Raw genomic sequence first — 25,015 nt, 5'->3', positions numbered from 1 at the left:
ACCGGAACCTTTTGACCCCTTCTACTAAGAATAGAGCGCAAACCCGTCAATCGAAAGCTGCGGTGACGCAACTGTGACCCCACCCACAAGGATTTCACTCGCCGGGATCCGGCAGCCCCCGCCGGCCGGTTCCCTGGCCGGGCGGCATCGGTCGGCGGGCTCCGGGCTGGAGCAGCGAAGCGGGCAGGATGCCGGCTGCTCCAAACTTCCGATTGACTTCGTCCAAGGCCTGTTCAGCGTTGTGCCAGGTATCCTCATGGCCGTCGAAACTGAGCTGCTGACCGCCGCGGCCGGCGTCCTCCAACTGCTCCGCACGGAGGCCGATCAGCCGGACCGGTTGCGGGCGCTCGCCAAGATCCGCCAAGAGGGCTGCGGCTGCTGCCTGGAGCTGCTTCGCACTGTTTGACGGCGACTGCAGCTTCCGCGACCGGCTCAAGGTGGTGAAGTCGGAATAGCGCAGCTTCAAGGCGATGGTGCCGGCCCGCAGGCTGCCGGCCCGCAGCCTTGCCGCCGTGCGGTACGCCAGCCGCAACAGTTCGCGGTGCAGCACCTGGTCGTCGTCGACGTCTTTCTCGAAGGTCTCCTCGGCGCCGATGCTCTTCTCCACGCGTTCGGGTGTCACCATCCGATCGTCGATGCCCCAGGCGAGCCGATGGACGTGGTCGCCGGTGGCGCCCAGAACACGGTGCAGTGCCGCCTGCGGAGTCTGCGCCACGTCGGCCACGGTGCGGATGCCGAGGCGGGCGAGGATCTCGCCGGTCTTGGCCCCGACCCCCCACAATGCACCCACCGGCAGTGGATGCAGGAAGGTCAGCGTTTCGGCCTCGGGTACAAGCAGCAGGCCGTCCGGCTTGGCGTGGGTGGAAGCGATTTTGGCCACAAACTTGGAGGCTGCAATGCCTACCGTCGCGGTCAGGCCCAACTCGGCGGAGATCCTGCGGCGGATCAGCGACCCGATCTCCAGCGGCTCGCCCAGCCGCCGTCGCGCGCCGGCCACGTCAAGGAAGGCCTCATCGACGCTGAGTGGCTCGACCAGCGGGGTGATGTCCCGGAAGATCGCCATGATCCGCGCCGAGGCCTGCTGGTACTTTGTGTGGCTGGGCTCAATGATGTGCGCCTGTGGACACAGCATGCGCGCCCGTGCCATCGGCATGGCCGAACGGACGCCGTATTTGCGGGCCTCGTAGGAGGCCGACAGCACCACGGCCCGGCCCGAGGCGGACCCGACAATCACCGGTTGTCCGACAAGCTCGGGCCGCTCCAGCAGTTCCACGCCAACAAAAAAGGCATCCATATCCACGTGGAGGATGGTGCAGTTCTGCTGGTCAGGGGAAGTCACAGGACTATCGTAGGCTCGCCGCCGCGTCCTGTGCGGTGACGGCGGCACAGGCGGCCGCACGCGATTGTCTAGACTGGTCTGCAGAGATCAGAACCGTCGCGAGGAGCTCCGCCCCATGCCGTACGGCCGAACAGGAATCCGCCATACACGGGCAGACCGGAGGTAAGCATGGAGCCGTCACTGACCACAACGAGTCCTGTCGAGCAGGAGGACTTCCGGCAGGCCGTTGCAGGGATGTTGCAGCAATTCCTGGCCGGACAGAAGGAACTGCTGCTCGACGCGGCGCCGGACGCGGCGCCGTTGGTGGAGGCCATCGCGGACCTCACCGCGGGCGGCAAGCGCCTGCGTGCGCTGCTGGCCTACTGGGGCTGGCGCGGGGCCGGAGGGCCGGTCCTGGCCGAACCGGCAGTTCAGGCCGGAGTCGCGCTGGAACTCTTCCAAGCAGCGGCGTTGATCCACGACGACATCATCGACCGCTCGGATACCCGGCGCGGAAACCCCAGCGTGCACCGCCGGTTTGAACAGTTGCATCGCCGCAATGGCTGGTCACTGGACGCCGAACGCTACGGACAGGCCGCCGCCCTGCTGGCCGGTGATCTCTGCCTGTCCCTGAGCGAGGAAGTCTTTTCCGGCATCGGGGCACAGTCGGCTGCGGGGACACCCGCCCGCGCCATCTTTAATCGGATGCGTGCCGAGGTGATGGCCGGCCAGTATCTGGACCTGCTGGAAGAAGCTGCCGGCCCGGGCCGCCCGGTTGAGGCCGCCGTCGACCGGGCCCTGCAGATCCTGCGTTACAAGTCGGCCAAATACTCCACGGTTCACCCCCTGAGCGTGGGCGGCGCCTTGGCCGGCGCATCCTCCGAACTGCTCAGCGCCTATGAAGCGTTTTCGCTGCCGCTGGGAGAAGCCTTCCAGATCCGGGACGATGTCCTGGGTGTCTTCGGCGACCCCGCCGCCACCGGGAAGCCCGCCGGCGACGACCTGCGGGAAGGAAAGCGCACGGTTCTGATCGCACACACCTTGAACCACTGCAGTCCGGCCGAACGCGACCTGCTGGAAGCCAAGCTGGGTTCACCGGAGCTTTCCGACCAGACGGTGGAAGAACTCCGCGGGCTGATTACCAGCAGCGGCGCCCTGGCGGCCGCAGAGCGGATGATTTCCGAACGAACGGCCGCAGTCGATGAAGCACTTTCGGCCCTGCCGGTGACCGAGGAAGTCCGCCACGCGCTGGGCCGGCTGGCCGACTCCGCGGTGCGCCGCAGCGCCTAGAGGCGCAGCGGGGTCCGCCCGCCCGAGGAGCGGCCAGACCCCGGATTCAGGAACAAGGCCGTGCGGCCGGCTACCAGCCCAGCGCTTGGGCGCGGCGGCGGATCTCGGTCTTTCGCCCTTCACGCAGAGCATCAATGGGCCGGCCGGGCAAGGAATCGTCGGCGGTGAAAAGCCAGCGCAGCGCTTCATCATCGCTGAAGCCGGCATCGGAGAGGACCGCCAGCGTGCCTTTGAGGCTCTCGAGGACGCCTGACTCGACCAGGAATTCAGCCGGCACCGAGCGGATCTGCCGCTCCCCCACCTTAGCTGCCAGCAGAGCCCGTTCCTCCAGCAAGCTGCGTACGTCCCTCATCGAGACGTCCAGTCGCTCGGCGACATCGGGCAGCGGCAGCCAATCGGCAATTAATTCTTCTAGTTCACTCACTGTATAAGCGTGCCACGGCGACCCATTCGGAGCCATTTCAAGAGCCCGACACGCCGCCTTCATTATTCATTCACCAACTGCGGCTGTTGTGTTATGCGCCAATAGTGTAGATTCACTTGAGCCACATATTTAACATTGATAACAAATGACACACTAGTACCACTGTGCGGCCCGTTGGGGGACGCTCGCCAAAGCCGCAGAACAAGGATGAGGGACATCAATGACCGATCAGCGCCCGATCACGCGCAACGACCGCAGCCAGCCCCGCCGGGTGCTACTGTCCGCGGCAGCCACCGCAGCGATTCCCGCCGTCGTGCTGTCCTCCGCCGCCCTGGCCATGCCCGCGCAGGCGGCAGAGCTCCCGCCCCGCGCCGCGCTGCAGCCTAAGGCAGCGATTCCTGGCGTCACGGTTCCGGCTGCCGGCTTCATTCCCGCCTCCCAGGTCGCCGCCCAGTTGCCGGCTGCGCTGCGGACGCAGGCCACTCCGTCCGCCCACACGGTGCGCGCCGGCGAGACGATCAGCGGCATCGCTGCCCGCTACGGCCTGTCCACCAAAAAGGTGCTCTCACTGAACGGCATGAGAGCCAGCACCATCATTCATCCCGGCCAGAAGATCAAGCTGGGAGGCTCGGCGGCGGCCAAGTCCTCCGGCAGCACGGCTGCGAAGACCTCGTCCGGCGCCGGTAACTACACGGTCAAATCCGGCGATACGCTCTCCGGCATCGCCGCCAAGCACGGCATGAGCCTGGGCGCCGTCCTCTCGGCCAACAACCTCAAGATCAGCTCGGTCATCTACCCCGGCCAGAAGATCAAGGTCAACGGCGCATCGTCCTCCGTTTCCAGTGCCTCGATCAAGACCACCGCTAAAGCTTCCCCCAGGGTCGGCCAAACCTCCAGTTCCGGCAACTACACGGTCAGGTCCGGCGATACGCTCTCCGGCATCGCCGCCAAGCACGGCATGAGCCTGGCCGCGGTCCTCTCCGCCAACAACCTCAAGATCAACTCGGTCATCTACCCCGGCCAAAAGATCAAGGTCAAGGGCGGAGCGTCTTCCGTTTCCAGCAGTTCGCCCAAGACCACGGCGAAAGCTTCCACTAAGACCGGCAGCACCTCCGCCAGCGGCAACTACACGGTCAAGCCGGGCGACACGCTCTCCGGCATCGCCGCCCGCCACGGCATGAGCCTGGCCGCCGTTCTCTCCGCCAATAACCTCAAGGTCACGTCGGTGATTTATCCCGGGCAGAAGATCAAGGTGACCGGCGCCTCCGTATCCAGTGCATCGACGTCGTCCAAGGCACCGGCCAAGAGCAGCACCGCCACCGGCTCCGGCAGCTACACGGTCAAGTCCGGGGACACGCTCTCCGGCATCGCCGGCAAGCTGAACGTGACGCTCTCCAGCCTGCTGCAGGCCAGCGGGTTGAAGTCGACGTCGATCATCTACCCGGGCCAGAAGATCAGCGTCCCCGGCAACTCGACGGCCTCGCAAACCACGACGTCGAACGTCGGCACTGCTTCCACCGCCCCGCTGGTGCCGAGCACCTTCCTGCACTACACCTACCCCGAGGCAGTGGTGTCCAAGGCGAACGAGAACAAGCGGCTGTTGCTCTCCACGCCGCAGCCCAGCCAGGCGCAGATGAAGGACATCATCGCTGAGACCGCCCGCAAGATGGGCGTCGATCCCAAGTTGGCGCTGGCACATGCCTACCAGGAATCCGGCTTCCAGCAGACCGCCGTATCGCCGGCGAACGCCATCGGCGCCATGCAGGTCATCCCCTCCTCGGGCGAATGGGCCTCGGGCCTGGTGGGCCGCAAGCTCAACCTGCTGGATCCCTATGACAACGCAACCGCCGGGGTGGCCATTATTCGGTCCCTGGTCAGCACCAGCACGTCCCTGGACATCGCCATCGCGTCCTACTACCAGGGCCAGTACGGCGTGCTGACCTACGGCATGTACAAGGACACCAAGGCCTACGTGGCTGCGGTGAAGTCGCACATGAAGAAGTTCTAGCCGGCTACCGGCCCACTGCGAAAGGACCCGAACGCATGAGTTGATTCGGGTCCTTTCGCACATCGGACTAGGATCGTAGAGTGCAGCAACCGGCAACTGATTCACTGGTCGGCGCCCTGATCGACGGGCGCTACCGTGTTGTCTCGCGCCTGGCGCGCGGCGGCATGTCCACCGTCTATCTGGCGTCCGACACCCGGCTTGATCGCAATGTTGCGCTCAAAGTCCTCTATCCATATCTGGCAGAAGACCAAAGCTTCCTCGAGCGGTTTGAGCGCGAAGCCAAATCGGCAGCCCGGCTTTCGCACCCGCATGTGGTGGGCGTTTACGACCAAGGTATCGACGGCAACGTCGCCTATCTGGCGATGGAGTACGTACGCGGGCACACGCTCCGCGACTTGCTGAATGAGTCTGCGCCGCTGACGCCCCGGCACGCACTGGCCGTGCTGGATCCTGTCGTCGAGGGGCTCTCCGCCGCGCACGCCGCCGGCCTGGTCCATCGCGACATCAAGCCGGAGAACGTCCTGATGTCCGACGACGGACGGATCAAGCTGGGGGATTTCGGCTTGGCGCGCGCCATCACCACCAGTACCAGCACCGGCACCCTGATCGGGACGGTGGCCTATTTGCCGCCCGAATTGGTCACCGGCACGGCGGCCGATGAACGCAGCGATGTCTATTCCGTAGGGATCATGCTCTTCGAGATGCTGACCGGACGCCAGCCCTTCACCGGCGAGGTACCCATCCAGGTGGCTTTCCAGCACGTCAATTCCACCGTTCCGGCGCCATCCACACTGGTCCCCGGGCTCGCTGCCGATCTGGACGAACTGGTGCTCTGGTGCACGGGTTCGGACCCGGAACAGCGGCCGGTGGATGCAGCGGCCCTGCTCGGCGAACTGCGGCACGTGCACAAGTCGCTCAGCGACGCACAACTTGATCTCCAGGCCGCACCGGCCAAACCCGCCGGGGCATCGTCCACCGAGGTCATCGCCTCCGATCCACACCGCACCACCGTGATCTCCCGTCCCACCCAGCACACACAGATTTTCAGCGCGGGCGAGGCACCCGCGCCGCCGGCGGAGGAGCAGCGGCCGCTGTCCCCTCGGGAGGCGAAAAAGCGCCAGCGGGAACTCACCCGCAACGCCCGGCGTCCCGAACAGAACCTGCGCCCCGGCAATCCGCGGCGGCGCGGCGTGATCTGGATTGTGGTGCTGGCGATCGTGGCCGCACTGGTTGCCGCCGCGGGGTGGTTCTTTGGCATGGGTCCCGGCGCGCTCGTTTCCGTCCCCGACGTCGCCGGAAAACCAGTGGCGGAAGCCCAGAGCATGCTCCAAGAGCAAGGGCTGGAGTACAGGCTCCAGGAAGTCTTCGACGAAAAGGTGGCCAAGGGAATCGCCGTGGGCACGGAGCCGGATGCGCCCATCGAAGTGCGACGGTTCGAGCATCTGGCGCTCGTCGTGTCGAAGGGGCCGGAGTTGTTCCCGGTCCCGCCGCTGGCCGGCATGACCCTGGAGAAGGCCACCGACGCGCTGGAAGAGGCCAATCTGACCGCCGGCAAGGTCAAGAAGGCCTACGACGAGGACGTGGCCGCGGGCACGGTGCTCAGCCACAAACCTGCCGAAGGCGAACAGCTCAGGCGGGGCACCGCGGTCGAGCTGACTGTTTCGAAGGGGCCGAAACCTTTTGACGTCCCCCAGGTAGTAGGCCAGTCCCAGGGCGACGCCGTCGACGCCCTGGGAGGAGCCGGGCTGAAGGTGGAGATAGCACCTGAGGCCGTCTTTGACCGCAACGTCCCGGAGGGAGCGGTCGCGTCGCAGGCTCCTGCCGGGGGCCAGGTGGTCCGCGGCGACACGGTCACCCTGACCCTCTCCAAAGGACCGCGGATGGTCGACGTCCCGGACATGGTTGGCAAACAGGTAGACGACGCAGAGCGCCAGCTGAGGGAACTGGGCTTCGAGGTGGAAGTCAACGAAATCCTCGGCGGCTTCTTTGGCACTGTCCGGGCTCAGGATCCGGTCAATGAGTCGGTCCCCGAAGGCTCCGTCATCACGCTGACCGTGGTGTGATTCGGGCGGCCCGGGCGGTGCGCTGGCCGGGTGGGACGGGCGACCCCGCAGCACTTCAGGACGCCAGAAGGCCCGGAACCTGTTCGATGGTTCCGGGCCTTCTGCTGTTTGTTTGGTGGAGCTGGGGCAGCTACCGCTGGCGGGACAGTGCTCCGGCCACCAGGAACGCCATCTCCAGCGACTGCATGTGGTTGAGCCGGGGATCGCAGACGGACTCGTAACGGTCCAAAAAGGCGTTCTGGTCGATCGGATCGGCACCGCCGAGGCACTCGGCCACGTCGTCGCCGGTCATTTCCACGTGCAGGCCGCCCGGGAAGGTGCCGAGTTCGTGGTGCACGTCGAAGAAGCCGCGGACTTCGTCGATCACGTCGTCGAAGTTCCGGGTCTTGTAGCCGTTCGGCGAGGTGACGGTGTTCCCGTGCATGGGATCGGTCACCCACAGCACCTTGGCGCCGCTGTCCGTCACCCGCTTGACCAGTTCCGGCAGCTTCTGGCGGATATTGCCGGCGCCCATCCGGGTGATGAACGTCAGCCGTCCGGGCTCGCGTTCCGGGTCCAGCTTGTCGATCAGCCGGAGGGCGTCGTCGGCCGAGCTGGTCGGTCCCAGCTTGACCCCGATCGGGTTGCGGACCTTGGACAGGAATTCCACGTGGGCGCCGTCCAACTGCCGGGTGCGTTCGCCGATCCAGAGGAAATGCCCCGAGGTGTTGTAAGGCAGACCGGTGCGCGAATCGATGCGCGTAAGGGCCCGCTCGTAGTCCAGCACCAGCGCTTCATGGCTGGCAAAGAACTCCACCCGCTTGAGCGCATCGAAATCGGCTCCGCAGGCTTCCATGAATTTCACCGCGCGGTCGATTTCGCGCGCGAGCGATTCGTAGCGGGAATGTGCCGGGTTGGCGGTGAAGCCCTTGTTCCAGTGGTGCACCAACCGCAGGTCGGCGAATCCGCCCTGGGTAAAAGCGCGGATCAGGTTCAGCGTGGAGGCGGAGGTGTGATAGGCCTGCACCATCCGGCTGGCATCGTGCGCGCGGGACTCGGGGGTGAAGTCGAACCCGTTGACCATGTCGCCGCGGTAGGCCGGCAACGTCACGCCTTCGCGGGTCTCGTCGTTGGACGAACGGGGCTTGGCGAACTGGCCGGCCATCCGGCCCATTTTGATCACGGGCAGCGAGGCGCCGTAAGTGAGCACCACGGCCATCTGCAGGATGGTCTTGACCCGGGCACTGATCTTGTCAGCAGTGGCTGCGCCGAACGTCTCGGCGCAATCCCCGCCCTGGAGCAGGAAGGCCTTGCCATCTGCCGCCTGGGCCAGACGTTCCCGCAGGACGTCGACTTCACCGGCGAAGACCAGCGGCGGCAGAGTGTTCAGCTCGGCAACGGCGGAGGCGTGGACCGAGGCGTCGTGCCAGCTGGGCTGCTGCACCACCGGCAGCTCGCGCCAGTCATCCAAACCGGGGTAGTTCGCCGCCGTGGGCAGCTGGTCGGGAACGGAAGCAGTGTAGGTTGTATCGGTCACGCCTCAATCGTAGACCGCGGCTCTGCCCGGATTCATGTGGGGAAGTCATGCTCCGCCAGCTTGCCGTCACATTGCGGCTGGATTAGCGCGGGAGGTCTTGACCTGATTCCCGGGCTGTGCCGCCGTCCGGGAGCCGGATTGTATCGGGTTGCTGGGCGGCGGTTCCGCCGGCTGCTTCATTCCGCCCGGCTGCGCCCTCTGGTGCGGCGCTTGAAGGGGGTACGGAGGGTGCTGCGGCTGCAGAGGCGGGAGGTGTGGTGGCGGCGGCAGCGTCGCCGGAAGCCGCCCCGGTCGGTCCGGGCTGCCCCTTCGCTGGCCCGGGAGGGACGGGCACCTCGGCGGCAGGGGTCGCTGCGCCGATCACCGTAATGGTACCGGGCGCTTTGGTCTTCGGCGGTTCGGGTTGCTCCGTGGGCAGTCCGACGGCGGTGTGGCGCTGGCCTTCGCCTCGGGCCGGTTTGCGTGCGGATTGCCGCGCCTTGACCGTGCTGGCGTACGAGTCGACGTATTCCTGCCCGGAGAGCCGCATGATTTCGTACATGATTTCGTCGGTGACCGAGCGCTGGATGAACCGGTCGTCTTCCAGTCCCTTGTAGCGGGAGAAATCCAGCGGCTTGCCCATGATGATGCCCACCCGGCGGATGTTGGGGAGGCGCCGGCCGATCGGCTGGACTTTGTCCGTGCCGATCATCGCCACCGGAATGACGGGCACCCCGGTGCTCAGCACCAGTTTGGCCACGCCGGTCTTGCCACGGTACAGCTTGCCGTCCGGCGAGCGTGTGCCTTCCGGGTAGATCCCCAGCAGCCCGCCCTCCTGCAGCGCGTCCCGTCCGGCCAGCAGGGACGTGGCCGAAGCTGCCCCGCCGGACCGGTCCATCGGCAGCTGGTTCGTCATCTTGAAGAACGCTGCCGTGAGCTTGCCCTTGATGCCCTTGCCGGTGAAGTATTCGCTCTTGGCCAGGAATACCACGGGCCTGGAGACCGCCAACGGCAGGAAAATCGAATCGGAGAAGGAAAGGTGGTTACTGGCCAGCACGGCGGGCCCGTTATCCGGAATGTTGTCCAGGCCCTTGACCCACGGCCGGAAGAGCAGGCGAACCACCGGCCCCACGACAATGGTCTTCATAAACCAGTAGAACACGTGTGCCTTTCCATTCCGCCGCCGCAGGCCGCATAACAATTCCGTTTGAGACTCTACTCCAGCTTGGCGTCCGTGTGGCGGCGCCGCGTGCAACGCGGGCAAGGAAGAGGACGGCAATCAATGGCCGAACGGCTCCCATAATGACACGATAGTGCCATGACTTCTGCTCTCGACGGGGCCTTTTCCAGCTCCGGGCACGGCCCCAATTCCCGTTTGGGCGTGGTGCTGCTGCATGGCTTTACCGGTTCCCCGCGCAGCATGCGGGGCTGGGCGGAGAGCTTGGCCGCTGCCGGCTTCGCGGTGCGGCTGCCGTTACTGCCCGGCCACGGCACCACCTGGCAGGAGCTGGGAACGTCACGCTGGCAAAGCTGGTACGGAGCGGCCGAGCAGGCTTTCGCCGAACTCGCCCGCGAGCGCAGCCAGGTCTTCGTTGCCGGCCTGTCCATGGGCGGCGCGCTCGCGCTGCGGCTGGCTGCGCACCGCCCGGTCTCCGGCGTGCTGCTGGTGAACCCGGGGCTGACCATCGCCGATCCCCGGGCCCCGTTCAGCGGACTGATGAAGTACGTCCTGAAGTCGGTGCCGGCCATCGGCAATGACATCAACATGCCAGGCATCGACGAGGGCGCCTACGACCGCACCCCGGTGGCAGCAGCCCACCAACTGGGCCAGCTCTTCAAGACGGTGGTGGCAGACCTGCCCCGGGTCACCGCTCCGACGCTGGTCTTCCGCTCCGCCGTGGACCATATTGTGCCGGAATCGTCCATGCGGGTGCTGCGGCGCCGCATCGGCACTGCCCGGCTGGAGGTGGTGCCGCTCGCTGACAGCTACCACGTGGCCACCATGGACCATGACGCCGAACTGATCTACCGCCGATCGGCGGAATTCATCCAGGCCGTCGCGGCCACGTCACCAACGCACACAGGAGCCACTCGTGCCGGGACATGATCAGGACCGGGACGACGCCGTCTGGCAGGATCTGGTAGCCCGGCTGGAAGAAACCGACTCCGGGAGCCCGGACGGCCCCTTGCCGGACCAGCCGGCCGCGGACAGCGGTACGGATCCGCAACGTTTGCGCGCTATCTTTGAGCACCGCCTGCCGGAGGTCCCCGCGCCGGAGGGCCCGTCCGGGCCGCGGGATTACTTCGTCGAGGAACCGGATGAGGACGAGGGCTACGTACCGCCGGAGCCCGAGCCGCTGGGCGCCGGCGAGCCGCTGCTGGTGCTGGCGTGGATCGGCGCCGTGGGCGCTCCGCTGGGCCTGCTGCTGACCGCCATGCTGTGGCGCGGTGCACCGTTCGCGACGGTGCTGGGAATGGTGGTCCTCTTCGTGGCTTCCGCCGTCTATCTGCTCTTCCGGCTGCCAAAGGAGCGCGACGGGTACGACGACGGGGCGCGCGTCTGACGCGACCGGCCGCAGGATCAGCCGGATCAGCCAGCAGCAGCCCGCGCGAGGTCTGCGGCCCCGATCATCCCGGCCTGCGGCCCCAGGGCTGCCAGCCGGACGTCCGCCAGCGGCCGGAACCCGCGGCCGGTCAGGTTCCGCTCCAGCGCATGGCGGGCCGGCTGCAGCAGCAGATCGCCGGCTTCACCCAGTCCCCCGCCGATCACAAACATGCCGGGATCCAACGCCGCGGCCAGATTGGCCAGCCCCAGCCCCAGCCATTCGCCGGTCTCCTCCAGCAGCCGCACACTGGCGGGGTCGGCCTGCTTGGCCTGCTCCGTCACCACCGCGCCGGTAATGTCTTCCACCACGCCGCCTGCGGCCTGCAGCCACCGCTGCGCCACCGGCGAATTGGCGGCGGCCAGTTCCCGCGCCTCGCGGCCCAGGGCATTGCCGGAGGCATACTGCTCCCAGCAGCCGCGGTTTCCGCACGCGCAGCGGTGTCCCCCGGGCATGATCACCTGATGGCCGAATTCCCCCGCAACTCCCCAGCGGCCCCGCTCCAGCCGGCCATCCATCACCATGGCGCCGCCGATACCGGTGCCGAGCGTGATACACACCAGTCGCGGCTCTCCCCTGCCCGCACCGAACCGGAATTCACCCCAGGCGGCGGCATCGGCGTCGTTGACTACAGTGACGGGCCGGCGCAGCAACCGTTCCAGATTGTCCCGCAGCGGTTCGTTCCGCCAGGCCAGGTGCGGGCTGAACAACACGGTGCCGCCGGCCAGGTCCATCCAGCCGGCCGCGCCAACGCCCACGGCCACCACAGGGTGCTCCGACGCCACCTCGCGCACGAGCGCCGCGATAAGATCTTCCACGTCCCGCGGATCGTGACCCGGAGTAGGACGGACCAGCTCCGCGATCACGTTCCCGGAACCATCGACGGCGCCGGCCGCCACTTTGGTGCCGCCGATATCGATCCCCACGGCCAGTCCGCTGTTCTCCACCTCACCATGGTAGGCAAGCCGAGCCCGCGTGTCGGGCAGCTGGGGCGGGAAGGACCGTTACCGTTTCGTGGGTTACCTGCCGGTAATCACTGTGATTTAGGTTATAGGCTAAAGGCAACCTCCGTCAGGGAGGCTGAGCAGAGCTGGCCACAGCTGAAGTAGTGAGGAGCTAACGTGCGCGAATACAGCGTGCCCGTCTTGGTTGACGTTCCGCGGGATGCCAACATCGCCGACCTGGTCGTTGAGCAGGCGCAGAAGGCATCAAACCCGGCCTTGTTCTCCCGCAAGGATGCGTCCGGGGCATGGCAGGACGTCCGTGCCACCGACTTCCTCGCCGATGTGACACGGCTGGCCAAGGGGCTTATCTCCAGCGGCGTCCAGCCGGGCCAACGCGTGGGCATCATGGCCCGCACGCGCTACGAATGGTCCCTGGTGGACTTCGCGGTCTGGTTCGCCGGCGCTGTGTCGGTCCCGATCTATGAGACCTCCTCCCCCAGCCAGATCGCCTGGATCCTGGGCGATTCAGGCGCGGTGGCAGTGTTCGCCGAAAGCGCCGCGCACGAGGCCAAGGTGCGCCGGGCCGCCCTCGACGAGGGCTTGGAAGACCTGAAGCACGTATGGCAGCTGGACGAAGAATCGCTGGATGCGCTGCGCACCGCCGGGAACGATGTACCGGATGCTGACGTGGAGGAACGCCGCCGCATTGCCGGCCTCGACGACCTGGCCACGATTATCTACACCTCCGGCACCACCGGACGGCCCAAGGGCTGCGAGCTGACCCACGGAAATTTCGTCGAGCTGTCCAAGAACGCCGCCGCAGCCCTGCCGGATGTTGCCCACGAGGGCGCGCAGACCATCATGTTCCTGCCGCTGGCCCACGTCTTCGCGCGGTTTATCTCCGTGCTCTGCGTTGCTGCAGGGGCCACCGTGGCGCATACCCCGGACATCAAGAATCTGCTGCCGGATCTGCAGAGTTACCGGCCCACGTTCATCCTGGCCGTTCCGCGCGTCTTCGAGAAGGTCTACAACAGCTCCATGCTCAAGGCGGAGGATGGCGGCAAGGGCAAGATCTTCCACGCCGCCGCGGACACTGCCGTCGCCTGGTCGCGGGCCGACGCGGCCGGCAAGGTACCGCTGACCCTCAAGCTCAAGCACAAGCTCTTCGACAAGCTGGTGTACCACAAGATCCGCGAAGCCATGGGCGGCCGGGTTGAGCACGCCGTCTCCGGCGGCGGTCCGCTGGGTGAACGGCTGGGACATTTTTTCCACGGCATCGGCCTGCTGGTGCTGGAGGGCTACGGGCTCACCGAAACGACGGCGCCGGTCTCCGTCAACACACCCCAAATGATCAAGATCGGCTCGGTCGGGGCACCGCTGCCCGGCAATGCCGTCAAGATTGCGGACGACGGCGAGATCCTCGCCAAGGGCGTCTGCGTGCTCCGCGGCTACTACAACCGCCCGGATCTCACCGCGGAGGCGTTCACCGACGGCTGGTTCCGCACCGGCGACATCGGCGAACTGGATGCGGACGGTTTCCTGAGCATCACCGGCCGGAAGAAGGAAATCATCGTGACGGCCAGCGGCAAGAACGTCGTCCCGGCACTGCTTGAAGACCAGATCCGTGCCGACGCGCTGGTATCCCAATGCGTGGTGATCGGCGACAACCGCCCGTTCATCTCCGCACTCATCACGCTGGACGAGGAAGCGCTGCCCGGCTGGCTGGAACGCCACGGGCTGCCGGCCACCACCACGATGGAGCAGGCGGCCAACCACGACGCCGTGAAAACCGCCCTCCAGACGCTGATCGATCAGGCCAACCAGTCGGTCTCGCAGGCGGAGGGAATCAAGTCCTTCCGGGTTATCCCGTCCGACTTCACCGAAGCGTCCGGACACCTGACTCCGTCGCTGAAGATCAAGCGGGCGCAGGTGCTGGCCGATTTCGATGAGTATGTGGAGCAGATCTACACCAGCGTCCGGCAATAACCACTCCGGCGCGACGGAAGGGCTGCCGCTTCACAGCGGCAGCCCTTCCGTTGTTTGTCTGGCCGTTCTGCGGACCGGCCTGACGCTACGCCGGGTCGATGACCAGCAGCAGGTCGCCGCCCTGGACCTGTTCGACGGCGGAGACCGCCAGCCGCGCCACGGTGCCACCGCTCGGGGCCGTGATACCGGCTTCCATCTTCATTGCCTCGATGGTTGCCACCGTGTCGCCGGCCTTGATGGTGTCCCCCGGCTTGACGATCACCGTGACCGCGCCGGCGAACGGAGCCGCCACGTGTCCTGGCTGTCCGGGATCGGCCTTTTCCGCGACCTTGACCTCTGATTCGACGCTGCGGTCGCGCACCATCACGTTGCGCTGCTGGCCGTTGAGCGTGCAGTGCACGCTGCGCATGCCCTTCTCATCCGGCTCGGAGATGGCGCCGAGCATGGCGATCAGGCGGACGCCCTTCTCGAGCGCGATCACATGTTCGGACCCCGGCTGCAGTCCGTAGAGGTAGTCCAGCGTGTCCAGGACGGAGACATCCCCGTACTTTTCCCGGGTCTTCTCGAATTCCTTGGTGGGTCCGGCAAAGAGCAGCCGGTTCAGCGTGGCCCGCCGGGTGGCCGGGTCCGCGGCCAGCGCTGCCGAGTCCTCAGCGGACAGCACCTCGTTGCGGGGCTTGATATTGCGCCCTTCCAGGGCTTTCGTGCGGAACGGCTCGGGCCAGCCGCCGGGCGGATCACCCAGCTCGCCGGAAAGGAAGCCAATCACTGAGTCCGGAATGTCGTACTTCCGCGGATCCGCTGCGAAATCCTCCGGGTCAACGTTGGCACCGACCAACTGCAGGGCCAGGTCGCCCACCACCTTGGACGACGGAGTCACCTTGACCAGCCGGCCCAGGATCTTGTCGGCAGCCGAGTACATGTCCTCGATCGCCTCGAACCGTTCGCCGAGTCCCAGCGCGATGGCTTGCTGCCGCAGGTTGGAGAGCTGGCCGCCCGGAATTTCGTGGGCATACACGCGGCCGGTCGGCCCCGGCAACCCCGACTCAAACGGAGCGTAGACGCGGCGGACCGCTTCCCAGTACGGTTCCAGCGAGCCCACGGCGGCCAGGTCCAGGCCGGTATCGCGTTCGGTGTGGGCCAGGGCGGCGACCAGCGCCGACATTGACGGCTGGCTGGTGGTGCCGGCCATCGCGGCGCTGGCAGCGTCAACCGCGTCCACGCCGGCCTCGACGGCAGCCAGCAGCGTGGCCAGCTGCCCGCCGGCTGTGTCGTGGGTGTGCAGGTGCACCGGGAGATCGAACCGTTCACGCAGCGCCGAGACCAGCTTGGCTGCCGCCGCCGGCCGCAACAGGCCGGCCATATCCTTGATCGCCAGTATGTGGGCCCCGGCATCGACAATCCGGTCGGCAAGGTTGAGGTAGTAGTCCAGCGTGTAGAGGTCCTCAGCGGGGTCCAGCAGGTCGCCGGTGTAGCAGAGCGCAACTTCCGCCACGGCCGTTCCGGTTTCCCGCACCGCGCGGATGGCCGGTTCCATCTGCGAGACATCGTTGAGCGCATCGAAAATCCGGAAAATATCGATGCCGGTGGCTGCTGCTTCCTGGACGAACGCCGTAGTGACTTCCTCCGGGTACGGCGTGTAGCCCACCGTGTTCCGGCCGCGCAGCAGCATCTGCAGGCAGATGTTCGGCATCGCCTGGCGCAGAGCAGCCAAGCGCTCCCACGGGTCTTCGCCCAGGAACCGCAGTGCCACGTCGTAGGTCGCTCCGCCCCACGCCTCTACCGAAAGCAGCTGCGGGGTCAGGGCCGACACGGCCGGTGCGGCATTAAGCAGGTCCTTGGTGCGCACGCGGGTGGCCAGCAGCGACTGGTGAGCGTCGCGGAAGGTGGTATCCGTAACCGCCACGGCAGTTTGCGCCCGCAGCTCGGCGGCAAACTTCTCCGGGCCCAGCTGCTGAAGCCGCTGCCGCGAGCCGGACGCCGGGACCGCGGTCAGGGCGCCAGTCGCCTCGAGCGCCTGCCGCGCCGGTTCCGGCAGCTTCTCCACCGGTGCGGTGGCCACCGGAAGCTCCCCGTTCGGCTTGTTGACGGTGACATCCGCCAGCCAAGTCAACAGCTTGGTGCCGCGGTCGGCGGAGACGCGGGCCTTGAGCAGCTCCGGCCGTTCGTCAATGAAGGATGTGGCCACGTTGCCGGCCAGGAAATCCGGGTCCTCCAGCACAGCCTGCAGGAACGGGATGTTGGTGGAGACGCCGCGGATGCGGAACTCCGCCAACGCACGCTTGGCGCGGACGGCCGCCGTCGCAAAGTCCCGGCCACGGCAGGTGAGCTTGACCAACATCGAGTCGAAGTGCGGGCTGATCTCGGCGCCGGTGTAGATGGTTCCGCCGTCCAACCGGACGCCCGCGCCACCGGCAGAGCGGTAGGCGGTGATCTTGCCGACGTCGGGCCGGAAGCCGTTGGACGGATCCTCGGTGGTGATCCGGGACTGCATGGCTGCGCCTTTGATGAACACGGTCTGCTGGGACAATCCCAGATCCGCCAGGCTCTCACCGGCGGCAATGCGCATCTGGGACTGCACCAAGTCGACGTCGGTGATCTCCTCCGTCACCGTATGCTCCACTTGGATCCGCGGGTTCATCTCAATGAAGACATGCTGCCCGGCCCGTTCGCCCACGGTGTCCACGAGGAACTCAACCGTACCCGCATTGGTGTAGCCGAGTGCCTCGGCGAATTTGACCGCATCCCGGTACAGCGCCTGGCGGATGTTCTCGTCCAGATTGGGTGCGGGGGCAATTTCGATGACCTTCTGGTGCCGGCGCTGGAGCGAGCAATCGCGCTCGAAGAGGTGCATGACGTTGCCCTGGCCGTCGGCCAGGATCTGCACTTCGATGTGGCGCGGCCGCAGCACAGCCTGCTCCAGAAAAACGGTAGGGTCGCCGAAGGCGGTGTCGGCTTCGCGCATGGCAGCTGCCAGCGCTTCCGGCAGGTCCTTCCGGTCATCGACCCGGCGCATGCCGCGCCCGCCGCCCCCGGCTACAGCCTTGACGAAGATCGGGAAGCCGATGTCCTCGGCCTCGGCCAGCAGTTTCTCCGCATCGGAGCTGGGGTCGGTGGACTTCAGCACAGGAATCCCGGCCTTGCGGGCCGCCTGCAAGGCGTGCACTTTGTGCCCGGCCAACTCCAGTACTTCGGCCTTCGGACCGACGAAGGCTATTCCCGCCCCGGCAGCCGCACGTGCCAGATCGGGATTCTCCGACAAGAACCCGTAGCCAGGGTAGATGGCGTCCGCGCCGGACTCCTTGGCTACCCGAATGATCTCGTTGATGTCGAGATACGCCCGCACCGGGTGCCCGGGCTCGCCAATCAGATACGCTTCGTCGGCTTTTTGCCGGTGGATCGAGTTGCGGTCCTCATGGGGGAACACGGCCACGGTCTTCGCGCCCAGTTCATAGGCCGCGCGGAAAGCCCTGATGGCGATTTCGCCACGATTGGCTACCAGGATCTTTGAGAACATTTCACTCCTGCATCATTGCCGGGTCCGGACGGAGGATTTGAGACATGACCGTCCGGCGCCGGAGCCGGCGGACTCAGTGAGCCAAGTCTCACGGACGTTCCGCTGAACTGGCAAGCCAGTGTTGCACAGATCACCCTCCCGTTGTTGTTCGCGGTCGGCATGTTACGGGACCGCGGCGGTCGCCCGAGAGAAACGCCACCGGGCCGCGCCGATGGCACAGTCTCCCGCGGTGCTCCACCTATGATGGATAGGGTGCCGTGGACAAGTCCGGCGCAGAAGCCCCACGACTCGATACGTTAGGTTTTGGTTTTTACGTGCAAGTAGTGAGCATCAGCAGCCTCAAGGGCGGGGTCGGCAAGACCTCGGTCACGCTGGGTCTGGCCTCTGCGGCGCTGGCAGCGGGAATTCCTACCCTGGTCATCGATCTGGATCCGCACGCTGATGCCACCACAGGGCTTGGCGTCAAGCCGTCCCACCAGACCGACATCGGGCGACTGCTCAAGAATGCACGCAAAGCCGATCTGGCCGGGAATGTCGCTCCGAGCGGCTGGGTAGGTGCTGCGGAATCCGAGCAGGCCCCGTCATCGGGCCGGAACGTCCTTGATGTGGCCGTCGGCTCGGCCTACTCCGGCATCTACGACCGCCCCGACCTGAGCCGCCGGGACCTGCGCAGGCTTTCCACCATGCTCTCGCGCGTGAATGGCTATTCACTGGTACTGATCGACTGCCCGCCGTCGCTTAACGGCCTGACGCGCATGGCGTGGACTGCCAGCAATCGGGTGTTGCTGGTGGCGGAGCCCAGCCTCTTCTCGGTTGCCGGCACCGAACGCACCATGCGGGCGATCGACCTGTTTCGCGAGGAATTCGCGCCGGACCTCAAAACCGCGGGTGTGGTGGCCAACCGCGTTCGGCCCAGCTCCAACGAGCATAATTACCGGCTAGCGGAAATGAAGACGATGTTCGGTGACCTGTTGCTCTCCCCCACCATCGTGGAGCAGGCAAACTGGCAGCAGATCCAGGGCGCGGCACATTCTGTCCATCAGTGGCCGGGTGAATCGGCCAGGCAAGCCGCCTCCCTCTTCGACGATCTGCTCAAGAACATCACTGATTCGGGGCGCATGCGCAGCCGTGCGCTGCGCCGCCAGCCCAGCTGACCGGACGGCTGTACAGCCACGCGCCGGCAACCGCCCAGATCAGGTTTAAACAGCGGGAGGGGCTCCGAAACCGGAGCCCCTCCCGCTGTCATTAAGTGGTAGCAGGTCAGCTGATCTTGCGCGCTGCGCGCCGACGGCTTAGTTCGTCATCGGGGAACTCTTGCTGCTCGGCAGCGTGTTCGCTGGGGAGCTGTGCGAGGCTGCCCTCGACCTCCCGCCACACTCGGCCAACTGCGATGCCAAAGACGCCCTGACCGCCCTGGACAAGGTCAATGACTTCGTCGGCGGAGGTGCACTCGTAAACGCTGGCGCCGTCGCTCATGAGGGTGATCTGGGCCAGGTCCTCCACACCGCGTTCGCGCAGGTGTTCAACGGCGGTGCGGATTTGCTGTAGTGAAACACCCGTGTCGAGCAGGCGCTTGACCACCTTCAGGACCAGAATGTCCCGGAAGCTGTAGAGACGCTGCGAGCCTGAGCCCGATGCGCCGCGGACGGCGGGTTCCACCAGTCCAGTACGTGCCCAGTAGTCCAACTGCCGGTAGGTGATGCCGGCGGCTTTGCAGGCAGTGGGGCCGCGGTAACCGGCGTCCTCATCAAGCACGGGCAAGTCTTCGGTGAACAGCAGGCCCTGGGCGCTTGCGGGTATGGCAGCACCGGTCGTTCGAGCGTGCGGCATCTCGCCTGCATCACCTTTAGGACTCACGTGAACCCTCCTTGTCGAAGTTCCCTGTGGGGAAGTGAGCATCGCAGACAGCCCAGAGGTCTGGTTTCAGTCTCCCCTGAGTTGGCCTGCGGTGCAATGGGAACTGTATGCTTCGACGTTAGAACGGCGGGGGCCCCCGGTCAAAGACGCTGGCATTTTTGCTGCGGCGTGTCGTATCCGGCCCCTGTCGCCCGGCCGGTTTGAACCTGGGAAACCTGTCCCCGCAGCGCCTATTTTTCGAAATCCTCGGGCTCGACATCGGCAAGGAATTCGCGGAACTGGCGCAGTTGGCTTTCCGCGTTGTCCTGCGCCTCGCCGCCGGATTCCTCATCGTCGGAGGCTTCGGCGATTTTGACCCCTGCTTCCTCCATCACTTCGTCCGCGCAGTAGATGGGGCATGGCACACGTAGTGCCAGCGCAATGGCGTCCGAGGCACGGGAACTGACTGTGGCGCCGCCGTCGAAAACCAGCTCAGCGAAGAAGACGGTGTCTTGGACAGTGACCAGGCGGACTTCGGTGATCCGCCGGCCCAACGCCTCCACCACGTCGTTCAGCAGGTCGTGCGTCATGGGGCGCGGCGGCTTGATGCCTTGCTGCGCGAAGGCAATCGCGCTGGCTTCCGGAGCGCCTATCCAGATCGGAATATGACGTTCCCCGTCGGTTTCTTTGAGCAGCACCAGCGGCTGGTTTGACGGAAGCTCGATGCGGACTCCGACTACCTCTAGTTCGAGCATTGCTCCTCCGTTCAGCGCTCCATCTGCGCCAAATGCCCATGGACCAGGGCAGTGTGCAGATTCAGGCACAGATCGCTGATTTCCTTGGCGGTTTCCGCAGCACGCGCCCGCGAGGCGACGTCGCGGCGGGAGGCCAACGGCGCCACGGCGCGCTCCACCAGCCCCACCTCGCGGTCCGCCGCGGCCCGGAAGGACCGGAGGTGCCGCGGTTCGATTCCGTGGCTGCCCAACTGCATGCAGGCGCGAACCACCTTGAGCGCGTGCTCGTCGAATCGGGAGTCCTGCTCGTGGATCAGTCCGTAGGCGAGCAGGTCGTCCACTAATTCCGCCGATGCTTCGCTGACCTGCAGGAGTTCCCCTCGTGTCAGTGCCCGGCCGCGGCCATTGAGTTCAGCGGCCAGCGGATCCGAGACCATCCGAGGTGCCAACGTCATGCCGCCGGGCAGCGCATCCGGCCGCTCGCCGCGGTCGATCGCGTCCAGGTAGTCCTTGATCACCTTGAGCGGCAGGTACTGGTCCCGCTGCAGCGCCAGCACGAAACGGAGCCGTTCAACGTCTTGCCCGGTGTATTTCCGGTAGCCGGCCGGCGTGCGCTGGGGGCTGATCAGTCCCTTTTCCTCCAGGAACCGGATCTTGGAGGCGCTGATCTGCGGGAACTCGTCCGTCAGCTGCTGCAACACCTCGCCGATATTGAGGACGCTGCTGCGGTAGCCCTCCCGGGACGACCCGAGGGTGCGCCGCGCTGGCTGGGACACCGGCACCGGTTAGCCCTGCCCCTTTGCCGCCGTGCCTGCATAGAAGGTCAGGCGGAACTTGCCGATCTGCACTTCATTGCCGGTCCGCAACTGCAGGCTGTCCACCCGGTCGTTGTTGACGTAGGTGCCATTTAGGCTGCCCGAGTCCACGACCATAAATCCATCGCCGGACCGGCGGAATTCGACGTGTTTGCGGGAGACCGTCACATCGTCCAGGAAGATGTCCGCATCCGGATGCCGGCCAGCCGTGGTGATGTCCTGGTCCAGCAGGAACCGGGCACCGGCATTAGGGCCGCCGTGGGCTATCAGCAGCGCCGACCCTGCCGGCAACGCTGCCACTGATGCTTCCTCCTCGGAGCTGAGGTTCGGCGTGGCTGCGTGGATCAGCGTCTGCGGCGGCAAAAAGATGGATGTGGTTTCCGCATTCGCCTCCGGGTTCCGGCTGTCGCCGTTCCCGTTGTTTGCGGCGTTGCGAGCGTCGCCCACCATCAATAGATCCTCCGTAAAAATGTAGCGGCCAACCGGTCCATGACCGGCTGGCCGTTGATTGGTTCCGGTAGCTCTAGCCTACCTGCTGTTCATACTCCGGGGCACTGAGCAGGGTCTCCAGTGCCCCCGGATCCGAAAGCTTGACCTCCAGCAGCCAGCCCTCCCCGTACGGATCGGAGTTGATCAGTGCCGGGTCGGACTCCAGCGCGTCGTTGACGGCCACGACTTCGCCGCTCACCGGGGCGTAAATGTCGCTGACGCTCTTGGTCGATTCCACTTCGCCAACCACGTCGTTGGCGGTGATGGAGGAGCCGGCTTCCGGCATCTGCACATAGACCACGTCGCCGAGGGCGTCTTGGGCAAAGTCGGTGATGCCCAGGCGCACAGTGCCCTCGGCATCTGCGGCAGCGACCCACTCATGCTCAGCGGTGTACTTCAGGTCGGCGGGAATATTGCTCATCGGTTGCCTTTCTCGCACCATGGACGTCCAGTTGCTGAAGCAAGGAACCGAGTTCCCCGCCATCGCTGAAAGTATAGGCACACAAGGCCCTGCACGAGCTAATGGGAAAGGCGACCCGACTGAATGGACCTGCTCGCTGCTCGGTTAAGTTGACAGATATCGAACCAGAACCTAATACTTCGGGCGCAGGAGCGGCGCTCACTTACCCGCATAACTTGAGGAACCGACGACACGCGGCCTCGATCCGAAATGTAGCGGCGACAGAGCTTCGACCACATGCTCGAGCGTGACGCTCTTTACTCGGACGACCATCATGTGGTCGTTACCTCTACCCGTCACGGTATCCGTTCCACGCGGTACTGGTCATAGGGTCTGAGGTGAATCGCGTCAAGGCCGCCGACTGCGGCGACCGGGATCAGATAGTACGCATGGCTTCCGTCGATGATGAAGAAGTCGTCGATCTCGTCCGGATCGTACGTCCTTCGTTCACGGCGAGCGGTTGAGAGATAGACCTTCCAGGTGTCGCCCACAGGAACTGTCGTCGTCTTTACCTGAACCCGCCGCATTCTGTCGCCAAGAGAAATGAGCAGATCGTAGCGGCAGGGCTCGAGCGGCCAGGAGACGTCGTGACCACACAATGTGAACCAGGCGGCCGCTAGGAGTGGGCCGGCACGGTCAAGATTCTCGGTACGTGGCAGAATTCCGAAGTCCGTTACCGCAGCTGGCTGAACCGTCAGATGCGCGACATCCAAGCCGAGCCTTGCAGCGTGGCCTTTCACTCTGGCGATGGAGGACTCGCCGTCAAGCCCCAGATCGCTAACAACCTCAGTCCAGGAGTTCGAAGTGGATACAGCACTGCGAAGGCGCTCCTCAGTCCAACGACGTTGCCCCTTGAAATGGCTGTAATCTACGCCAATACGCTTGGCTTGGGAACGCACCGACCGCATTGCCCCGGCGGATGTCGCCGCCAGCCCCAGCTCGCGCAAAGTTCCACGCCAAGAACTCGATGCGTTGATCGCTTCGACGAGCTGCTTGTCGGTGTAGCTTCGTTCCCACGCCATGCTTGAACTGTACGACGCACCTCGGACACTCAGTTTTCGGTCGAGGGCTATCACATTGTCCCGTGCCGTCCACCTAGTCTCTACAGGCCGGAGGTGGTGGGGAAAGAAAAACACCTCTTGGATACGACAAAGCCCTGATGAGACTTACCGTCCATCAGGGCTTATTCTGTCGGGTTGACAGGATTTGAACCTGCGACCCCCTGACCCCCAGTCAGGTGCGCTACCAAGCTGCGCCACAACCCGAAGTTCCGCCTTCATGCATCCGGCGGAACCACCTCAAATACTGTACAGCATTTTTGCGGGCCCGATGACCACGGGCGGGCAGGGAGGCTGTGGCTGCCGGCGCGTTGTCCGGCAGCCACAGACAGGTCAGCGCTTGCGTGCCCGCTTCTCGCGGACCCGCATGCTGACTTCGATCGGGGTGCCTTCGAACCCGAAGGTTTCGCGCAGCCGGCGGGTGATGAACCGGCGGTAGCCCGGATCCAGGAAGCCGGTGGTGAACAGCACGAACTTGGGTGGCCGGGACGACGCCTGTGTGCCGAACAGGATGCGCGGCTGCTTGCCGCCGCGTACCGGGTGCGGATGGGCGGCTACCAGTTCGCCCAGGAACGCGTTGAGGCGCCCGGTGGGGATGCGCTTGTCCCAAGACTCGAGCGCACGGTCCAGCGCCGGCACCAGCCTGTCCTTGTGCCAGCCGGTCTTGGCCGAAATATTCACCCGAGGAGCCCACTCCACGTGGGCCAGATCCTGTTCGATCTCGCGTTCGAGGTACCGGCGGCGGTCGTCGTCCAGCAGGTCCCATTTGTTGAAGGCGAGCACCAGCGCCCGGCCTGAATCGATAGCCAATTGCAGGATGCGCACGTCCTGCTCGCTGAGCACTTCATCCACGGCCAGCAGCACGACGGCGACCTCCGCCTTTTCGAGCGCGGCCTGCGTGCGCAGCGAGGCGTAGAAATCGGCGCCCTGCTGCATGTGCACGCGGCGGCGGATGCCGGCTGTATCGACGAACCGCCAGGTGCGTCCGCCGAGCTCGATCATTTCGTCGACGGGATCGCGGGTGGTGCCGGCGATGGAGTCGACCACCACCCGCTCGCTGCCCGCCAGCTTGTTGAGCAGCGACGATTTGCCCACGTTCGGGCGGCCGATCAGTGCCACCCTGCGCGGACCGCCGGTGCGCTCCAGTCCCCCATAGGCGGAAAATTCTGGCAGCACGTCCATCACGGCGTCGAGCATGTCGGCCGCGCCCCGCCCGTGCAGTGCCGACACGGGGTAGGGCTCGCCGAACCCGAGGCCCCACAAGGTGGTGGCCTCAGCTTCCTGAGCGATGTCGTCCACCTTGTTGGCCACCAGGATGACCGGCTTCTTCTTCCGGCGCAGCATCTTCACCACTGCCTCGTCCGTGGCCGTGGCGCCCACGTTGGCGTCAACCACCAGCAGAACGGCGTCGGCCATGTCCACTGCGATCTCTGCTTGATCGGCCACGCGGGCGTGGATTCCCCTGGCGTCGTGTTCCCAGCCGCCGGTGTCCACCAGCGTGAAGGGGCGTCCGTTCCAGTGGGCCGAGTAGGAGACGCGGTCGCGGGTGACACCGGGGGTGTCCTCGACCACGGCCTCGCGCCGGCCCAGGATCCTGTTGACCAAAGTCGATTTGCCCACATTGGGCCGGCCCACGATGGCCAGCACCGGTGCGACATGCAGCGGTTCTTCCTCGGAGATTGGCTCGTCTCCGGCGGCCAGCAGTGCGGCGTCTTCGTCATCCAGTTCATAGTCCGCCAAGCCGGCGCGCAGCGATGCCGCCCGCAGTTCGGCGTCCTCATCGTCGAGCGCAAGCATGTGCTCAGCGATCTGGTCTTCGCCCGCCGGACGGTATTCCTCGTCGGCCGTCCGTTCCGCCGGGGAGGGTCCGGGCTGGGTCTCACTCATCGTCTGTTCCTTCTGGGTAGGCTGCAAGCCGTTTATTCGTCGCGGGTGGGGGTGGCCGGAAGCCGCTGCCCGGTGAACGCCTCGCTGC

19 protein-coding genes, 1 tRNA gene and 1 pseudogene are annotated in these 25,015 nt (G+C 65.7%); 7 read left to right on the top strand and 14 right to left on the bottom strand.

Annotation, left to right across the window (positions count from 1 at the left end; all coding sequences use genetic code 11):
- Positions 1–94: 94 nt before the first annotated feature.
- Positions 95–1,294 (bottom strand): DNA polymerase IV, encoded by a 1,200-nt coding sequence (gene dinB, locus AC5RW2_RS26160; protein WP_493962276.1) that lies wholly within the window; start codon positions 1,292–1,294, stop codon positions 95–97.
- A gap of 213 nt (positions 1,295–1,507) precedes the next feature.
- Here dinB and AC5RW2_RS26155 point away from each other — a divergent pair, with 213 nt between their 5' ends.
- Complete coding sequence (locus tag AC5RW2_RS26155) at positions 1,508–2,608, top strand: polyprenyl synthetase family protein (RefSeq protein ID WP_493961782.1); 1,101 nt, start codon at positions 1,508–1,510, stop codon at positions 2,606–2,608.
- A gap of 70 nt (positions 2,609–2,678) precedes the next feature.
- Here AC5RW2_RS26155 and AC5RW2_RS26150 read toward each other — a convergent pair whose 3' ends face one another.
- A complete protein-coding gene (locus tag AC5RW2_RS26150; RefSeq protein WP_493961781.1) occupies positions 2,679–3,032 on the bottom strand; it encodes an Rv2175c family DNA-binding protein in 354 nt (117 codons plus the stop codon).
- Positions 3,033–3,771: 739 nt separating this feature from the next.
- Between AC5RW2_RS26150 and AC5RW2_RS26145 the strand changes: the two genes are divergently transcribed.
- Positions 3,772–5,040, top strand: coding sequence for a LysM peptidoglycan-binding domain-containing protein (locus tag AC5RW2_RS26145; RefSeq protein WP_493962275.1), 1,269 nt, complete (start codon positions 3,772–3,774; stop codon positions 5,038–5,040).
- An 80-nt stretch (positions 5,041–5,120) separates the two neighbouring features.
- Complete coding sequence (pknB, locus tag AC5RW2_RS26140) at positions 5,121–7,103, top strand: Stk1 family PASTA domain-containing Ser/Thr kinase (RefSeq protein ID WP_493961780.1); 1,983 nt, start codon at positions 5,121–5,123, stop codon at positions 7,101–7,103.
- A gap of 130 nt (positions 7,104–7,233) precedes the next feature.
- Here pknB and AC5RW2_RS26135 read toward each other — a convergent pair whose 3' ends face one another.
- The gene (locus AC5RW2_RS26135; protein ID WP_493950143.1) at positions 7,234–8,619 is read right to left on the bottom strand and encodes a class II 3-deoxy-7-phosphoheptulonate synthase; all 1,386 of its coding nucleotides are present in this window, start codon (positions 8,617–8,619) and stop codon (positions 7,234–7,236) included.
- Positions 8,620–9,073: 454 nt separating this feature from the next.
- Positions 9,074–9,760: pseudogene (locus tag AC5RW2_RS26130) on the bottom strand (lysophospholipid acyltransferase family protein); the annotation flags it as partial.
- Positions 9,761–9,916: 156 nt separating this feature from the next.
- Here AC5RW2_RS26130 and AC5RW2_RS26125 point away from each other — a divergent pair.
- Together AC5RW2_RS26125 and AC5RW2_RS26120 are read left to right on the top strand one after the other, a co-directional pair.
- Positions 9,917–10,705 carry an alpha/beta hydrolase gene (locus AC5RW2_RS26125; protein WP_493961779.1) on the top strand — a complete coding sequence of 263 codons (789 nt, stop codon included), beginning with the start codon at positions 9,917–9,919 and terminating at the stop codon, positions 10,703–10,705.
- A complete protein-coding gene (locus tag AC5RW2_RS26120) occupies positions 10,692–11,162 on the top strand; it encodes a hypothetical protein (RefSeq protein ID WP_493961778.1) in 471 nt (156 codons plus the stop codon). The genes AC5RW2_RS26125 and AC5RW2_RS26120 overlap by 14 nt, the downstream gene beginning before the upstream one ends.
- Before the next feature lie 26 nt (positions 11,163–11,188).
- Here AC5RW2_RS26120 and AC5RW2_RS26115 read toward each other — a convergent pair whose 3' ends face one another.
- The gene (locus tag AC5RW2_RS26115; protein WP_493961777.1) at positions 11,189–12,148 is read right to left on the bottom strand and encodes an ROK family glucokinase; all 960 of its coding nucleotides are present in this window, start codon (positions 12,146–12,148) and stop codon (positions 11,189–11,191) included.
- 174 nt (positions 12,149–12,322) lie between these two features.
- Between AC5RW2_RS26115 and AC5RW2_RS26110 the strand changes: the two genes are divergently transcribed.
- Complete coding sequence (locus AC5RW2_RS26110) at positions 12,323–14,131, top strand: AMP-dependent synthetase/ligase (RefSeq protein WP_493961776.1); 1,809 nt, start codon at positions 12,323–12,325, stop codon at positions 14,129–14,131.
- Between the two features lie 85 nt (positions 14,132–14,216).
- Here AC5RW2_RS26110 and AC5RW2_RS26105 read toward each other — a convergent pair whose 3' ends face one another.
- On the bottom strand, positions 14,217–17,648 hold the full coding sequence (locus AC5RW2_RS26105) for a pyruvate carboxylase (RefSeq protein WP_493961775.1): 3,432 nt from the start codon (positions 17,646–17,648) through the stop codon (positions 14,217–14,219).
- 314 nt (positions 17,649–17,962) lie between these two features.
- On the opposite strand from AC5RW2_RS26105, the gene AC5RW2_RS26100 reads away from it, so the two are divergent.
- A complete protein-coding gene (locus AC5RW2_RS26100; protein ID WP_493962274.1) occupies positions 17,963–18,802 on the top strand; it encodes a ParA family protein in 840 nt (279 codons plus the stop codon).
- Positions 18,803–18,908: 106 nt separating this feature from the next.
- On the opposite strand, the gene AC5RW2_RS26095 is transcribed toward AC5RW2_RS26100, so the two are convergent.
- The 8 genes from AC5RW2_RS26095 to der form a co-directional block, all read right to left on the bottom strand.
- On the bottom strand, positions 18,909–19,505 hold the full coding sequence (locus tag AC5RW2_RS26095) for a MerR family transcriptional regulator (protein WP_493950137.1): 597 nt from the start codon (positions 19,503–19,505) through the stop codon (positions 18,909–18,911).
- Between the two features lie 230 nt (positions 19,506–19,735).
- A complete protein-coding gene (locus AC5RW2_RS26090) occupies positions 19,736–20,239 on the bottom strand; it encodes a bifunctional nuclease family protein (RefSeq protein WP_493940299.1) in 504 nt (167 codons plus the stop codon).
- Between the two features lie 11 nt (positions 20,240–20,250).
- A complete protein-coding gene (ftsR, locus tag AC5RW2_RS26085; RefSeq protein WP_493942932.1) occupies positions 20,251–20,994 on the bottom strand; it encodes a transcriptional regulator FtsR in 744 nt (247 codons plus the stop codon).
- A gap of 9 nt (positions 20,995–21,003) precedes the next feature.
- The gene (locus AC5RW2_RS26080) at positions 21,004–21,483 is read right to left on the bottom strand and encodes an FHA domain-containing protein (RefSeq protein ID WP_493950136.1); all 480 of its coding nucleotides are present in this window, start codon (positions 21,481–21,483) and stop codon (positions 21,004–21,006) included.
- A gap of 73 nt (positions 21,484–21,556) precedes the next feature.
- Positions 21,557–21,943, bottom strand: a complete 387-nt coding sequence (gene gcvH, locus AC5RW2_RS26075) for a glycine cleavage system protein GcvH (protein WP_127514488.1) — start codon at positions 21,941–21,943, stop codon at positions 21,557–21,559.
- Between the two features lie 335 nt (positions 21,944–22,278).
- Complete coding sequence (locus AC5RW2_RS26070) at positions 22,279–23,004, bottom strand: group I intron-associated PD-(D/E)XK endonuclease (protein ID WP_493961774.1); 726 nt, start codon at positions 23,002–23,004, stop codon at positions 22,279–22,281.
- A 169-nt stretch (positions 23,005–23,173) separates the two neighbouring features.
- Positions 23,174–23,247, bottom strand: a tRNA-Pro gene (locus tag AC5RW2_RS26065).
- Positions 23,248–23,373: 126 nt separating this feature from the next.
- A complete protein-coding gene (gene der, locus AC5RW2_RS26060) occupies positions 23,374–24,927 on the bottom strand; it encodes a ribosome biogenesis GTPase Der (protein ID WP_493950134.1) in 1,554 nt (517 codons plus the stop codon).
- Positions 24,928–25,015 lie beyond the last annotated feature (88 nt).

The sequence above is a fragment of the Arthrobacter sp. B0316-1-20 genome, from assembly GCF_059091865.1.
This window is presented reverse-complemented; position numbering and strand designations above follow the sequence as displayed.